The sequence below is a fragment of the Pseudoalteromonas sp. J2K-J599 genome, assembly GCF_059295115.2.
The window spans coordinates 3,054,322-3,070,520 of the sequence record NZ_CM200271.1; the positions used below are offsets into that span (position 1 = coordinate 3,054,322).

General features: G+C 40.2%; 12 protein-coding genes. 6 read left to right on the top strand and 6 right to left on the bottom strand.

Going from position 1 to position 16,199, the window contains the following annotated elements; all coding sequences use genetic code 11:
• Window positions 1-54 precede the first annotated feature (54 nt).
• The 3 genes from AC5NT5_RS13720 (at window position 55) to AC5NT5_RS13730 (ending at window position 4,214) form a co-directional block, all read left to right on the top strand.
• Window positions 55-1,893 carry an Lnb N-terminal periplasmic domain-containing protein gene (locus AC5NT5_RS13720; RefSeq protein WP_494513955.1) on the top strand — a complete coding sequence of 613 codons (1,839 nt, stop codon included), beginning with the start codon at window positions 55-57 and terminating at the stop codon, window positions 1,891-1,893.
• Between the two features lie 206 nt (window positions 1,894-2,099).
• A complete protein-coding gene (locus tag AC5NT5_RS13725; RefSeq protein WP_494513954.1) occupies window positions 2,100-2,864 on the top strand; it encodes a substrate-binding periplasmic protein in 765 nt (254 codons plus the stop codon).
• Window positions 2,865-3,116: 252 nt separating this feature from the next.
• On the top strand, window positions 3,117-4,214 hold the full coding sequence (locus AC5NT5_RS13730) for a polysaccharide lyase family 7 protein (RefSeq protein ID WP_494513953.1): 1,098 nt from the start codon (window positions 3,117-3,119) through the stop codon (window positions 4,212-4,214).
• Here the strand turns inward: AC5NT5_RS13730 and AC5NT5_RS13735 are convergent, their stop codons facing one another.
• Complete coding sequence (locus AC5NT5_RS13735) at window positions 4,215-4,616, bottom strand: nucleotide triphosphate diphosphatase NUDT15 (RefSeq protein WP_024596686.1); 402 nt, start codon at window positions 4,614-4,616, stop codon at window positions 4,215-4,217. It abuts the gene before it with no gap.
• A 186-nt stretch (window positions 4,617-4,802) separates the two neighbouring features.
• Here AC5NT5_RS13735 and AC5NT5_RS13740 point away from each other — a divergent pair, with 186 nt between their 5' ends.
• From AC5NT5_RS13740 to AC5NT5_RS13750, 3 genes are all read left to right on the top strand, one after another.
• On the top strand, window positions 4,803-6,686 hold the full coding sequence (locus AC5NT5_RS13740; protein WP_494513952.1) for a propionyl-CoA synthetase: 1,884 nt from the start codon (window positions 4,803-4,805) through the stop codon (window positions 6,684-6,686).
• Window positions 6,687-6,861: 175 nt separating this feature from the next.
• Window positions 6,862-7,719: an MBL fold metallo-hydrolase gene (locus AC5NT5_RS13745; protein WP_182725253.1), complete on the top strand. Its 858-nt coding sequence runs from the start codon at window positions 6,862-6,864 to the stop codon at window positions 7,717-7,719.
• A gap of 217 nt (window positions 7,720-7,936) precedes the next feature.
• Complete coding sequence (locus AC5NT5_RS13750; protein WP_182671553.1) at window positions 7,937-8,170, top strand: hypothetical protein; 234 nt, start codon at window positions 7,937-7,939, stop codon at window positions 8,168-8,170.
• A gap of 345 nt (window positions 8,171-8,515) precedes the next feature.
• Here AC5NT5_RS13750 and AC5NT5_RS13755 read toward each other — a convergent pair whose 3' ends face one another.
• From AC5NT5_RS13755 to AC5NT5_RS13775, 5 genes are read right to left on the bottom strand one after another with little or no spacing between them, the layout of a single operon-like run.
• Complete coding sequence (locus AC5NT5_RS13755; RefSeq protein WP_494513951.1) at window positions 8,516-9,808, bottom strand: sensor histidine kinase; 1,293 nt, start codon at window positions 9,806-9,808, stop codon at window positions 8,516-8,518.
• Window positions 9,805-10,488 (bottom strand): response regulator transcription factor, encoded by a 684-nt coding sequence (locus AC5NT5_RS13760; RefSeq protein ID WP_182671551.1) that lies wholly within the window; start codon window positions 10,486-10,488, stop codon window positions 9,805-9,807. The genes AC5NT5_RS13755 and AC5NT5_RS13760 overlap by 4 nt, the downstream gene beginning before the upstream one ends.
• Window positions 10,488-13,676, bottom strand: coding sequence for an efflux RND transporter permease subunit (locus AC5NT5_RS13765; RefSeq protein WP_494513950.1), 3,189 nt, complete (start codon window positions 13,674-13,676; stop codon window positions 10,488-10,490). Before AC5NT5_RS13765 ends, AC5NT5_RS13760 begins: the two co-directional genes overlap by 1 nt.
• Window positions 13,676-14,821 (bottom strand): efflux RND transporter periplasmic adaptor subunit, encoded by a 1,146-nt coding sequence (locus AC5NT5_RS13770; RefSeq protein ID WP_494513949.1) that lies wholly within the window; start codon window positions 14,819-14,821, stop codon window positions 13,676-13,678. The genes AC5NT5_RS13765 and AC5NT5_RS13770 overlap by 1 nt, the downstream gene beginning before the upstream one ends.
• The gene (locus AC5NT5_RS13775; RefSeq protein WP_494513948.1) at window positions 14,818-16,179 is read right to left on the bottom strand and encodes a TolC family protein; all 1,362 of its coding nucleotides are present in this window, start codon (window positions 16,177-16,179) and stop codon (window positions 14,818-14,820) included. The genes AC5NT5_RS13770 and AC5NT5_RS13775 overlap by 4 nt, the downstream gene beginning before the upstream one ends.
• Window positions 16,180-16,199 lie beyond the last annotated feature (20 nt).

A 16,199-nucleotide genomic window follows, 5' to 3' on the forward strand; every position in this document is an offset into this window, starting at 1 on the left:
GTATAAATAAAGCCGCTGGAGTATTTCTCTAGCGGCTTTTATTGTTTAGTGATTATGAAAAAAATATTCTTTGTTTTATCAATTGCGCTGTTTAGTACTTACGTAAACGCTCAAAGTTTTAAAAATGACACCTTAGCAACCGCCCCTTACTGGCTCAAATTAGGTCATTACCGTGGGGCCACATTAGGTGGTTGGAAAAGTGAAGTAGATAGTGCTGAGTTTTTTTTATCTCCTATAGGTAAAACAAGTCCACTGGACGAACTTGAAGCCACTATAGCCGCATTTAGTGGTAAAAATACTGACCCAAAAACAACACAATCTCGCTGTCGGTTTCCAGCACGCTATAAATGGCTAAAAACAAAAATTAAAAATAACTGGCCCACGCTTAATTGCCCAGAGCTTCAGGCGTGGCAAAAAATAATCAACCCAAAAGGGGTTACGTTAGTTTTTCCTACTGCATTTATGAATAGCCCATCATCAATGTTTGGTCACACCTTACTTCGTATTGATGCAAAAGATCAGACCCGCCATAAAGAGTTGCTCGCATTTGCGGTTAATTTTGCAGCAGAGCCAGACGGCGCAGATAACGCAGCTATGTATGCACTAAAAGGCCTGATTGGCAGCTATCCTGGTAAATTTTCGCTTATGCCGTACTATAAAAAAGTACGCGAATATAATGATTTAGAATCTCGTGATATTTGGGAATACAAACTTAATTTATCTGAGCCACAAGTAGAGCTTATTTTATTGCACTTATGGGAGCTACAATCAGCTACATTTGATTACTTTTTTATTGATGAAAACTGCTCTTACCAATTACTTGCATTATTACAACTCGCACAAGAGGACCTTGATTTAACATCGTCATTTAATATGCAAGCTATTCCATCAGATACCGTCGCAGTACTAAGAAATAACAACTTACTACAAACTCCTAATTACCGCCCTGCTTTTGGCACTAAGCTTTACCATTACTCTACTCAAATGACTAACGAACAACTTGATGATGCAAGAGAGTTAATGCAAGGTGGCTCCCTCAATACTCGTAATTACTCACAGTCGCAATTAGTCGCAATATTAGAAATGGCGTATGAATGGTTAAATTTTGAATTTTACGATAAAGCATTAAAGCGTGAAGAAATTGCACCGCGACTAACTAAGCTACTACTAATGCGCAGCAAATATAAAGTAGCTTCGCCATTTACTAAGCCAAGTCGTCCTATTGCTTCTCCAGAGCAAGGTCATGGATCTTCTAAAGTAACGCTTGGAAGAACTGAGTACGCCCATCAAAGTGACTTAACAAGCTTTGCGTATCGCCTTGCATACCATGATTTATTAGATAGCTCAGCTGGATTTATTCCTGGTGCTCAAATTAGCTTTTTTGATATTGAAGGAGCCATAAGCGATAAGGGTAACACGCGACTTGAGCATTTTTATTTATTAGATGCTATGTCACTTGCACCCGATAACCGCGTGTTTGATAGCTGGTCTTGGAACTTTAAAATGGGCTTTGATCGTCAGCCTAATAATAATATTCAACAAGGTCGTTGGTTTGCTAAAGGTGGATACGGAAAATCAATCGGTAACCCAAACACGTTACACGGCTATTTACTTGGCCAAGTTGAATTTAATAATGGTGACATAACAGACAACCTAACAACAGGCATTGGTAGTGAAGCTGGTGCAATATGGCAAATAAATAACAGTCATAAACTCGCTCTTACAGCAAACATAACATGGTTAATAGATGGCCAAGCAGATAAACACAGTGACTTTGCAATAAAGTGGAATTACTCCTTATCACGTAATTTATCTATACGTACTGAACTTAAAAACCAACATTGGTATACAAGTAGTACATCGGCTAAATTTGCAATTCAATACTACTTTTAATCATTGCATATACCCACAAGGGCTCAATTATTTTTACAGCGCTTGTGGGTATATAAAACTTTACTCAATACACGTTCAATTTTCACTTCTTTAATTATGCAATAGACTCTCTACATACCTATTCATTTACTTATTTTATACATTTGAGTATATATTTCAGACAAGACCCTTTAAACTCAAAGTATTGTAGTTAGAAAGATTCTCTTATGTATCTGCGTGTTGTAGTTTTCATTTTCGTTTTTATTTTTTGCAGTAATGTAAGGGCAGTAAGCTCTCTTACTTTTATTGCCGAAGATTTACACCCTTACCATTTTAAAAACAAAAGCGGTGAAGCTGACGGAGCTTCCGTTGATATTGCTAAGGCTGTTTTAAGAGAAGCAAAGCTACAAGCTAAATTTGAAATAATGCCAATGGCACGAGCCTTTCATCAGCTAGCAGCTAATCCAAACACAATTATGCTCTCTTTATTAAAAACTCCCGCTAGGCAAAGTCAGTTTAAATGGTTAGGAGTGGTATACTTTACTGATGCCTACCTAGTTAGTTTAAAAAGCCATAAAGACGAAGTAACTCATTTAAATCATGCAAAATTTTATAAAGTAGGCACTATTCGTGGATATTTGAGTGCCAAATATTTAATAAAGATGGGGTTTGAAGAAGATAAAAATTTAATACTAGCTAGTTATTATCAGCAGGCATGGCAAATGCTTTATAAGGGTAGAACTGACTTTGTCCTTATGAATACACTCACCTTAGATAATGAACTGAAAATGTCAGGGCTCGACCCAGACTTAATAACTAAACGACTTCATTTAGCTGATTTTCCTTCAATACTCTATTTTGCTGCTAATAACCAGCTTGACGATAAAACAGCAAACTTAATCTCGCAGGCATTAAAAACTATAAAAGTAAGTGGCGAATACCAAGCCATTTTAAAAAAGTGGCAACTCCCTCTTCCTCCTTCTATAAATTAAACCTATTTAAATAAGTATATTAGCAAACATCAAGCGCTACCAAATATGATGAAAAACACCTCTGTTTAACAATTTTAAATAACATAATAACGTTAACCAACCCTATTGGTTAACCAAAACACCGTCATTAAAATAACAATTAATTATAAAAAACTACAAATTGGTAAGTTTTAATTTTTAAATTGGTATGTTAGATTGAAGTTAAGCGACGCCTGTACCGCGCAATTTTTACTTCATCACACAGAGACAATAATGATAAAAAATACATCCACATTTAAACTTACGGCTTTAGTCGTTATCACACCTCTACTTTTTACGGCTTGTTCAAGTACCCAAAGCACTAATCAGCAAAGCGATGCGCCGGTACCTGCAACAAAGTTTGATTTATCACACTGGAAAATAAATGTACCAGTTGATTTAAACAACGACGGTAAAATTGATGAAATAGATGTAGATGAAATTCAGACTTACGCACACCCTGATTTTTTCTATCTTGATGATAAAGGCTACATGGTATTTACCTCGCCTAATAAAGCGCTTACAAGTGCTAACTCTACTAATACCCGTAGTGAACTTAGACAAATGATCCGTGGATCAAATACTAAAATTAAAACTAAACACTCTAAAAACAACTTTGCTTTAGCTGTTCACCCGCTATCTGACCGATTTGGTTCTGTTGGTGGAAAAATGGAAGCAACGTTAAAAGTAGATCACGTTGCGCTACGTGCGACTGATCCTGATAAAAAAGCGGCTTACTCGGTTGTTGTAGGGCAAATTCACGCAGGTAAAGATCAGGCACTTATTGATACCAAGCTTGGTTATGGCTGGGGCAATGAGCCACTTAAAATATATTACAAAAAATGGCCAGGGCATAAAACAGGCTCAGTTTTTTGGAACTACGAACGTAACTTACCTAAAACCAATCCTGACCGTAAAGACATTACTTACCCAGTTTGGGGTAATACATGGGAAAACCCTAACGAGCCTGGCAGTGCCGGTATTGCACTAGGTGAAGAATTTAGCTACACGGTAAATGTGTATAAAAATGTTATGCACCTTACATTTAGCGCAGAAGGCAAAGAAGACGTTAACTACTCTATTAACTTAGGTAATAACGTAGATGCTTATGGCAAAGTGGACGAAAAAGACCATCCACATGGTTACGCTGCAGATTGGCATTACTTTAAAGCCGGCGCTTATAACCAATGTAGTACTAAAAGCGCGAAAGGTATTTGGTACCCAGGTTGTTTAGGTACTGGCGATTGGACTACAGATAAACAAAATGGCGATTACGCTCAAGTAAGCTTTAGTAAACTAGAGTTAAGCCCAGCGACACCGCCAACAAAATAACTAGGCTAGTACAGCCTCAGATAAGTAATTTTTTAGTGATGTAAACAGTGGCGTTGGTAGATTATTAATATCGCACCAGCGCCACTTTAAACATTTATTAGGCTCTTTAAGCTCAGGCTCTCCGCCTTCAAAATCAGCTTTTACATACAACGTAATATAGTGTTTGTTCTCTGCTGTAAAAATATCATTGGTAAAATCAAGCTTAGTAACTTTACTTACCTTTAAACCTGTTTCTTCAAACACTTCTCGTATTGCACATTGTTCAACACTTTCACCAAACTCTAAATGTCCACCAGGTGTTGCCCATGTATTAGCACCATGCGCGCCAATGCGCTCACCTAGTAAAATTGTGTTTTGATGCTTTATGATAACCGCAACCCCTACTCTTACTACGTTACTCATATCGTATTTTCTCTTATTTTTACTGCCCGCCATGCTGAACCACACGCTTTGTGTTGTCAATTTTGTATTTTTAAAACCAGTGTATTGATTAACTTTTAGCCGACCAAGGTCGAATAGCTTGCTTGCTAAAAAAAGCCTACATTTTGTAAGGTCTCTCACACACAAATTTAGTTTTAGGAGCCTTACATGTCAGGCAAATATAAACAGCAATATAATGGTTTTAAACAAAACCCAGCCCAATTTTGGCTCGAACAAAGTAAAAATATTCCGTGGTATAACCCCCCCACAAAAGCATACACACAAGACGACGACGGGCTTTACCATTGGTTTAGTGACGGGCAATTAAACACCAGTTTTTTAGCACTAGACCAACACGTTATTGCCGGATTTGGCGAGCAAACTGCACTGATTTACGACTCCCCAGTCACTAATACAAAGCAAACTTATAGCTACTCACAACTACAACAAGAAGTTGCTAGATTTGCAGGCGTAATACAATCGTTAGGTGTTACAAAAGGCGACCGCGTTGTTATTTATATGCCAATGATCCCACAAGCTGTTATTGGTATGTTGGCGTGCGCTCGCCTTGGTGCTATTCATTCGGTGGTATTTGGTGGGTTTGCTGCACACGAATTAGCTGTACGCATTGATGATGCCAAGCCCAAACTTATACTTAGCGCCTCATGCGGTGTTGAAGTAAACAGCGTTATTGAATACAAACCACTTATTGATAACGCAATAGACTTAGCTACTCACAAAGTAGAACACTGCGTTATTTATCAGCGTCCACAAGTAACCGCCACTCTTAAGCCTAAACGAGACATAGATTGGACTCAGGCAATGCAAACGGCTGCAAGCGCAGATCCGGTGCCTGTAAATGGTGACGATCCGCTTTATATTTTATATACCTCAGGCACGACAGGCACACCCAAAGGCGTAGTACGCGAAAATGGCGGTCACGCAGTGGCAATGCAATACAGCATGGCAACCGTTTATGGTATGAAGCCCGGCGACGTATTTTGGGCAGCGTCTGACATTGGCTGGGTAGTTGGGCACTCTTATATAGTTTACGCACCGCTAATGTATCGCTGTGCGACCGTATTATATGAAGGTAAACCGGTTAAAACCCCCGACGCCAGCGCATTTTGGCGCGTGGTTGAAGAATATAAAGTAAATGCATTATTTAGTGCCCCCACCGCCTTTAGAGCAATCAAAAAAGAAGACCCCAATGCCGATGGTTTTAATCAATACGATACCTCAAGCTTAAAACGTTTATTTTTAGCTGGCGAGCGGTTAGACCCTCCCACTTATGAGTGGCTTAAAGAAAAAACCAAACTGCCAGTGCTCGATCATTGGTGGCAAACAGAAACCGGCTGGGCTATTGCTTGTAACCCTGTAGGGCTTGAGTACTTACCAACAAAACCTGGCAGCTCTACCGTGCCTACTCCAGGTTTTGACGTGCGAATATTAGATATGGATGGCAATGAATGCGCAGCTAACGAGCAAGGCGCCGTGGTAATTAAACTGCCACTTCCACCGGGTTGCCTACCAACAATTTGGCAAGATACTCCGCGCTTTAAAGCAAGCTACCTAAATGAATACGAAGGTTATTATTTATCTGGCGATGGTGGTTATATTGATGAAGACGGCTACCTATTTATTATGGGCAGAACCGACGACGTTATAAATGTAGCAGGACATAGGCTTTCTACCGGCGAAATGGAAGAGATAGTAGCCGCGCACCCTGCTGTTGCTGAATGCGCTGTTTTTGGTGTGAACGATCCTCTAAAGGGGCAACTTCCTATGGGAATGATCGTGCTTAAAAATGATTTTATGGGCTCAAGTACCGACGTAGAACAAGCGCTTGTTTTAAGTGTTCGTAATCAGATTGGCGCTATTGCGTGCCTTAAAAATATAGTTAGCGTAGATAGGTTACCTAAAACTCGCTCGGGTAAAATACTGCGTAAAAATTTGCGCCAACTAGTCGATGGCGAAGAGCTACAAATACCTTCAACCATAGATGATGCCAGTATCTTTGAAGAAATAAACCAACAACTAACGCAAAGATAAACCCAACCAAGCTATCTAAAGCCATTATTATAATGGCTTTTTATTTCATCCTTATATTTGATCCTTTTACTTAAGCTTAAGCTTTAATTTAACCAATAGCTGAAATTTTTTATGGCTTAATGCTTTCTTCTTTTAATAGCGTTATTAATTTAATCAATTTAAAAAGGAATGGTGTATGCCCCGCTTGCTACAAAAACTATTAACTACAGCCCTATTATTTATAGGCTTTGCCACACAAGCCTATGAAATAGAAGACTTAGGAGATGGCTTACACCGCTTTATAGACGACAGACACCGCTCAGTATTTTTAATCACTCCTGAGGGTGCAATTGTTACCGACCCGCTTAACAAAAAAGCCGCCACCTGGTTAAACGAGCAAATTAAAACTCGCTATAACGTACCGGTAAAATATGTTGTATATAGCCATAATCACAGCGACCATATTTACGGCGCAGAGGTATTTAAAAGCCCGCACACCACTTTTGTGGCGCATAAACTCGCCGCGCAAGATATTAAAAACACACAAATGAAAACGGTAATGCCCAGCCTTACTTTTGATAACGAGCTACTACTTACCCTTGGTGATTCAACAGTAAAGCTTAACTACCATGGTCCAAACGATGGTCGTGGTTCGGTTAGTATATTATTCGAAAAGCAAAAAACCTTGTTTGTGGTTGATTGGATTGTTATTGGCAGAATGCCGTGGCAAAAACTGTGGAGTTACGATATTCAAGGCATGATTAACTCAACTCAAGCGGTACTCAAATATGACTTTAATACTTTTGTAGGCGGACATGCCGATATTGGCAGTAAAGCAGATGTAGCGCGTTACTTAAGTTATTTAGAGCTTTTGTATAGCCAGGTAACCGCAGGCGTTTTAGCCGGTAATACGCTTGACGAAATTAAACAAAATGTAAAATTAGATCAATTTAGTGACTTTAAACAGTTTGATGCATGGTTACCACTTAACATAGAAGGCGTGTACGAGCGTTTAATGGAAGAGTCTGGTATGGGTTGGCGCAGCGATTTATAAGTTTGAACTCAGTGGACTAAGCTCTGAGCTCTAAACTCAATATTGTAAGCATTGGTATTGGCGTATTTAACGCAGTACCAATGTACTTATTAATTAGTTAAATAGACGTCAAAAGCCATATAAGTCACCTTTACAATATCCTTACGTTTGCTTACAGCACTATACAAAAAAAAAGTTTATCCTAGGCTTTGTATTAAGCTACATAGGACTAATAAACATGAACTTATCTTTAAAAGTAGTTTTAGTAATGACGACCGCGCTTATTATGAGCGGCTGCACAGTATATCAACATGGTCCCAGTGCGCATAAACCACATAAAAAAGTCGTTAAAGTAGTTACGCCTGCTTTAGTAACTGAGCACAACTCTCCCAACATTGTGATCGTAAAAGCCAAGCCCACAAAACAAGCCTGCACTAAACACGATGATCATTGGCATTGTAAGGCTCATTAACAGATACTTTGCTAAATAAATCACTAAGTTTCTATATTCTCAGCGTTAAATTAAATATTTTTGAATATAAAAAACCGCGCTAAAGCTTTTTTAAAAGTACCTTAGCGCGGTTTTATATTTTAAATCTAAGTAACCTAAACTCTGGATAATAAATCTATCTCAAGCAGCTATTCTCAGCGCGAACTGCGTTGAATTTACTTGCAATAGACCAGCTATTGACGCGTAAATTCGCCTTGTTTTCACTGAAAATTTCTGGCTAGAAAAAATAAATTTTAATATCACTATGATTCAATATGTTAGTAAATCTCTTAACCAGAGTTCAGGTTAAGTATTAAAAAAAGCGTATTAACTAAAATCGACCACCACTTCATAACGCCCAGGCATGTCGTTTACTTCGTATACCCAACCGTGTCGTTTTATTATTTTTTCGCTTAACTCCAACCCTAAACCGTAGCCAATGTTAGCAGGCTTGTTTGTGTTATTAGCACTGTGTGGCGTTTCAGTTTGTTCGCTGCTATTTACTATAATTACACGGCTACCCTGCTGAGTAATTCGCACTTGCCCTTGTTGCGTATGCTGATACGCATTACGTATTAAGTTAGTAAGCACAATGTGGCATGCGGTGGCTTCGGTATTAATAGTTGTACTTTGGTTATCAGTATTTATAAGTACATCAACTTGTTTTGAATTGAGTAAATAATCGAGTTCGTTACCCAAGGTCGTTATTTTTTCGGCTAGGTTTACAGGCTCTGGTGCACTTTGCTGGTCGTCATTTCGGCTAAGCCACAATAACGTCTCGGTTAAATCGCTCATGGTTAAACCGGCGCGCTCTATTCGCTGCAGTGTAAGTTGCTGTTTATCGCTTAAAGGCGCTTTTTCGCTTAAGCGGTTAAGTAACTCAACGTTGCTACGAATAACCGAAATTGGTGTACGTAACTCGTGGCTCGCATAACTTAAAAAGCGCTGCTCTCGCTCAAGGCTCTCGTGAGCAGAAAGCAAGCTACTGCGTATTAACGTTGCCAAGGTATTTAGTTCGTTATAGGTAAAGTCGGGCGGCGTGTTTTGTAAATTATTTTGATTTAACGACTTAGCCCAACCGCGTAGTGACTCTACTGGCTTAGCTATTTTTTTCATTACCATAAACAAAAAGAAGGTAAATAAAGCAATTGCCGTAACCCCTGTTAACGCTATCCATGCCAACTTTTTTATAGGTTTATCGGGTGAGCTTTGTTTTTTAAGGCGCTCTTTTTCAAGCATAATGCGTGATACGTAACGGGGCTCCCCTGCAGGGTTTTGAAAATACGCTACAAAATAGAGGTCTTCCGGCATTGAAAAAAACGATGGTTTTACTTTGCTTTTTTGTAGTACGCCAATCTCTGTAGGCTTTGTAAAGCGTAGCTGAATTTCGCTAGGCATGTCTTCCCAGCGACTAGCTATTTTAAAGCCAATCATTTCTGCAGGTTCACCGTTTTTAACCTCAGTAGATTGCGAAAGCGCATGCATTACGCCATTTAACCCTCGGTCTAAGCCATCAATAAAATAATTAACACTTAAAAACGAAAAGCCAATTGCCATTAATGAACTTAAAAGCACCATGGTGGCAAAAAAATACAACCTCAGGCTGGGTCTAATTTTCATGCTTGTGTCTCATTTTTTAATTTTAGCGCAAACCCTATACTGGGTATTGTTTCTAGTACGGCTTGGCAATGCGCTTGCTCTAGCTGTTTACGCAAATGATGAATATGCACTTTTAAGCTATTGCTGTCTGGCTGTTCGTCTCCCCATATTGCTTGCATAATTACCTGTCGGGTTACTGGTTTTTGCTGCTCTCGTACAAGCACTTCTAATAACTTAAAAGTAATGGGTGATAACTTTAAACTGTGCGCAGCCACTGTTGCTGTATGCGCAGTTAAATTAAGTGTTAAGTTAGCAAAGGTAAGTCGCTTAACCTCTCCACTTTTACGCTTTGCTAATACTTGAACCCGCGCTACTAGCTCTTTCATCGCAAATGGTTTTACTAAATAGTCGTCACTACCGGCTGCAAACCCCTCAAGCTTATTGTCGAGGCTATCGCGCGCTGTCAGCATTAATACTGGTATATCAATGCCTTGCTCACGCAATGTTTTACACATGGTTAAACCGTCCATTTTGGGCATGTTTACATCTAATATAATCATTTGATATTGATTACGTTCTATTAAATTTAAACCCATTACGCCATTGCTTGCATGGTCACACTCTATTGACTCAATTTCGAGATAATCAACAATGGTGGTTGCCAAATCTATGTCGTCTTCAACCAGTAGTACGTTTATCATTAAGAGGCTGTTTCCTGCGTTTTATTTTTAGCACCTAGCGATTTTAGCACAGCATCAATACCGCGTTTAGCATCGGTTTGAATCATTAATAATGCTGGTATAAGTATTAAGGTAATAACCGTGGCAAACAAAATACCGTAGCCAAGTGATGCTGCAGCAGGGATTAAAAACTGTGCCTGCATTGAGGTTTCGCTAAGTAGCGGCACTAAGCCTGCGTACGTCGTAATTGAGGTAAGTAATACCGCACGTAATCGGCTCGTACACGACTCAACTATGGCATCGTGCGTGCTCATGCTCTCTTCTTTTACTAGTTCGTTAAAGCGTGAAACAAGTAATAAGCTGTCGTTTACAACTACCCCACTGAGCGCCAAAATACCATTTAACGACAATATACTAATGGTTAAGTCGTTCCACCAATGTCCTAAAATAGCGCCCACAATGCCAAACGGAATTGCTACCATAATCAACATAGGTTGAATGTACGATTTAAGCGGAATAGCCAGCAACACGTAAATAACTAATAAAGCCGCTACAAACATAGTGCTCATTGAGCTGGTGGTTTCGCTTTGTTGCTCTGCTTCTCCTGCAAAATACACACTTAAGTTAGGAAATTGCTGTGTTAACTCAGGAATTAAGTCGCGCTTTAAGTTAGCAACTAACTCGTTTGGAGCAATCACGTTTTTATCCACTTGGGCGCTTAAATAAATTGCACGAAGTCCATCAATGCGGGTTATTTCATCTTGCTGATATTCACTGCTTACTGTGGCTACGTTAACTAAAGGGACAACCGTGCCATCGGGTAGGCGAATACGCGACTGCATTATATCGGCAGGTGTTTTACGAGCATCTTCTGGGTAGCGTACACGTACTTTAACTTCGTCTTTATTACGTTGGTAGCGCTGTACAACTGCACCACCAAAGGCTTGCAGTACTTGCTTTGATAAACTGGCTGTATCCATGCCAAGCGCGCGCCCTTGTGCATTTAGGGTAAATTTAAGCTGTGGCTGACCTGGGATTAAGTTGTCGTCTATTCCGTTAACGCCTGCGGTATTTTGCAAGCGCTCCTTAAATAGTGCGCCCGCCGCCATTACGGTTTCGTCGTCCCACGCTTTAAGTTCAACTTTAAAGTTATCGACCATTTTACGCGTGGCTAATATTTGTAATTTTTTACTGCCCTCAAGGCTACCTGCTACGCGCTGCCATTCTTGAGCAAATTCGCTTGCTGTAAAAGCGCCTTCGTTTAATAGCTCAACGCTTACTTCACCGCTGGTGTCGCTGCTACTAATGACTTGTAGGCTGGTTATTTCGCTTTTGTCAGAGCTCAACTTAGTCATTAAGTTTTGCTCAGCTTGTAATGCACTTTGCTCAAGCGTTAGTAAGTTTGTGTTTGTTTGCCCATAAGCGGCGTCGTTTTGCATAACCAAATCGGCTGTTACGGTATCGCCTGCAATACTTGGGAAAAAACCAACTTTAACTGTGCCAGTCATTGGCATGCCAATAACTAATATAAAAAAGGCGATAAACGCAGCCACTACGGCGTATCTAAAGCGCAGTGAAAATTCAATAACCTTGCAGTAAATGTTTTTACTAAACCAACTTAAGCCGCTATCAGCACCATGTTGTATTTTTGACCACAGACCTGCTAAGCCTTTTTTAACTTGGCGTTTAGTACTAATGTGGGCTAAATGCGAGGGTAAAATAAGTTTTGATTCAACAACTGAAAGCAGTAAACAAATGGTCACTACGGTAGCAAATTGAGAGTAAATTTTACCTAAGTTGCCTGACACATTCGAAAGCGCCACAAACGCGGCAACGGTGGTTAACACCCCAAATATTGTTGGCACAGCAACCTTCATGGTGCCTAAAACTGTATTATTTAATGTATCACCATGTTTTTTACGTGTGGTGTAAATACTCTCTCCTACAACAACGGCATCGTCTACCACTATGCCCAGCGCCATAATAAAGCCAAAGGTGGTCATTTCGTTTATGGTTAGTGCGGTGTAGCCATCGGTCATAAAATAAAGCGTACCAAAAAATACAAATGGCAAGCCACCAGCCACCCATAGCGCTACGCGTACGTTTAAAAATATGGCAAGTATTACAAACACCATAATAATACCGGTCACCGCGTTTTTAGTAAGTAGCGATAAACGCTCGGTGATCATGGTGCTTTTGTCGTGCCAGCTTTCAAGCTCTACGTTTTGAGGTAATAAACCGCTTTCGTGCCATTTATCTATTACGTTATTAGCTTGTTCAACAATGGTAGTTATATCGCTGTTATCGCCCATTAAAATTTCAACGCCTACGGCATTTTGTTGGTTATAACGGCTTAATGAGTTGCTGTCTTCGGCAAATGAGTCGGTAACGGTTGCTACATCGCCTAACTTAATTTGCGTGCCTGATGCAGTGCTCAACAATACAATATTGGCAAAGTCGCGCTGCCAGTAAGCTTGGTCAGCGGCTTTCAAGCGTATAATTTTACTGCTATCGCGCAAACTAGTCGAAAGCGGGCTTGATGACTCATTGTTAATGACCTCGCTTATATCGCTAATAGTTAAGCCATACGCTTGTAATTTACCTTCGTCGATTTCTATGGACATCATCGGGTCGAGCACACCCGATTGCGCTACGTCGCTAATGCCTGATTGCGCTAATAAATCGGCTTTAAGTTTTTCACCCAGGTTTTGTAATGTATGGCGATCGGCATCCCCAAAAAGTTGCAGCGTTAATGCATGATCTTGCCTACGGGCTTTATCAATAACAGGTTGCTCAGCATCTGCGGGAAAGTTATTAATAGCGTCAACTTGGTTTTTAACGTCAACAAGTAACTCATCGAGTGAGTAATCAGTACTTTTTTCAATGCTTACATGGCTGCCGCTAGCATCGGATGTAGAGGTAATACGTTTAATACCCGATACGGTTTCGAGCGCTTCTTCTATTTTTAACGCTATTCCTTCTTCGGCTTGCAATGCATCGCCACTGTCGTAAACCACCGATACCGAAATAGTATCTGGCTCTAAACTAGGAAAAGCCTCTTTACGTAAAGTCGTAAGCGACATAATACCCATTACAATCACACTAACTAACAATAAGTTAGCGGCAACAGAGTTATTTGCAAACCAATTAATAATACCGTGCAGCGGGTTATTATTACTGGGTATTTGAGGTGGTTGATGAGGGCTCATTATTGTATCTCCTCAACTATTGGATTTACTTTCATGTCGTTTAAGTAACTAACAAGTGGGCGCGCCACCACTTTTAGATTTTTAGCACCATCTACTGGCGTAATATATACGTAATCCCCACGCTCAAATACTTTATTAGCGTGTGTGCTTACTAAGCTATTTTGATCATTTACGTACCAAATTAAGCCATCTTGAGATACCGCCGAAGCAGGCAGTTTTATTACGTTACTTAACTGCTTACCGGCAATTTCTACCGCTAAAAATGTGCCTGGCAGTAACGGCGTTGTTTGCTCAAACGGTTTATCTAAGGCAACAATTACGCTGCGTTGACGCGAACTGTCATCAAGGTGTTGCTCAAAACGTGAAATATAACCGTTCCATTTAGTATTAGTGGTTACTTCAGTTAAAATAACATCGCCTGATTTATTATTTGCTAGGTTTTGCCACTGACTTAATGAAAGCGGTACCGTTATTTCTACTTTGTCAGTGCTGTTTAGCGTGGCAAGCGTATCGCCAATACTCACATAAGTACCTAAATCTATATCGCGCGATAAAATAACAGCGTCAAATGGTGCACTTAACTGGGTGTTATTTACATCACGCTGTGCGGTTTTAAGTGCATATTGTGCTTTCTCGAGCGTAGCTTGCGCGGCATCTAACTGCAGCGTTCTAAATACAAGCGGCGAGCTTGGCGCTTGCGTAACGCCTGAGCGATCCCATTCACGTTTTGCTTGATTACCTAAATCTTGTTCTTCTTGCAGTGCTAGTTTTGCATCAGCCAATGTTGCTTTTGCGCTAGCTAGAGCTTGTAAGTATTCGGTGTCATCAATTTGTGCAAACACCTGCCCTTTAGTTATTAAGTTACCGGTCGCAAATTGCTCGCTCATACTGGTTACTTCGCCTTTAACTTGTGCTTTTAAGCTAAGTGACCAATGCGCTTTAGCTTCACCGTGGCCGCTAACATAAGCCTGATAAGTGCTCGGAGCTGCATTAATCACCGATACATTTGGGGCAATAGCTTTAATAGCGGCAGGTTGTGGACTATTTGCTTTTTCAACCATTTTTTGACCGTTATACATAATAGCAAGCCCTATACAAACAATAGCAACAAGCGTTACAACAACCGGTGTTGGCGAAATTTTCATGACGATACTCCAAGGCCCAAAGCGAGGCCTAAATCTATGCGGTTAGTTAAAAGGGTGTAGTTTATTTGGCTAAGCTGGGCTTGCAGGTCGTATACTTTTTGTTGCACTGTTAGCAAATCTAAAATATCAACCAAACCTTGTTGATACTTACTTTGATAGTTACTAAAGCTGCGTTTAGCGCTAGCAAGTGCATTGCTAATTTGCAGTTGCTGCTCGGTTAATGATTGCTCCTGCCCGAGTGCATTTTCAACTTCGTTTACCGCACTTAGCAGCGTATCTTGGTACTGCCAAAACGCTTGCTCGGCATTTAATTTTGCAATATCAACTTGCGCACGCAGTGCTCCACCTTCAAATAAAGGGGCACTTAAACTGCCTAATAAACTCCACACTGGGCTGGTTAATAATGCTTGGCTTGGCGTGCTTGAAAAATCACTCAGTGATGTCGAAAGCGAAATACTCGGTAGTAGCTCTTTGTACGATACATCAACCAAGTAATGCTTTGCCTGAATGTTGTAATAGGCACTTTGTAAGTCAGGTCGGCGCGCTAAATCTTGCTCTGGTAATGTACTTAATGGCTCAATAACGCTTGGTAGAGTTAATGTACTTGGCAGGTTTTGAAGTTTATCAGTGCCTACAATTAGCATTAAAGCACGCTTTGCTTTTGCTATTTGTTCTTTGTAATCGGCAATGGTTGCGCGAGTAGATGCCGTGCTAGTACGGGCGGTATCAAGCGCTTCTAAATCACCTAACCCATATTGGTAGCGCTCTACAATACTTTGCTCATTATTTTGTAAAACAACTAAACGTTGCTTCTCTATATCGAGCAAATTTTGCTGCAAAATAATATTTAAATAAGTACGAATAACACTCGCTACTAATGTGTCTTTAGCGCCTTGATAAGTAGCTTGGTTACTGGCAATAGTCATATCTTGCGCGGCTACGTTGTCAGCAATTTTTTGCCATATATCAGCTTCCCAACTTATACCTACTGATGAGCTATATTGCGTGCCTTCGGTTTCACTGCGCTGCGCGTCAAATCCTGCATCTACACTAAACCACTGACTTGCAGCGGTTACATCACGCTGCGCATAAGCTAGTTTTAATGCAACATGCACTTGATTAAACGATGGATTATTAGTAACAGCTTGCTCAATAAGCGAATCAAGCCCTTCTATATTCACCAAATCGGTAATGTAATTTACGTGCTGTGCGTTACTTTGCGTGTACTGCCAGTTTGTATGTTGCTTTAGCGACTGCTCAGTACTATTACCTTGATAGCTTGGCTGACTACTACATGCAGCAAGCGTACAACTAAGTGTAAGTAAAAAACCGGTTGAGTGCTTTTTAAAATAAACCATTTAACTATGCCTAATTCGTA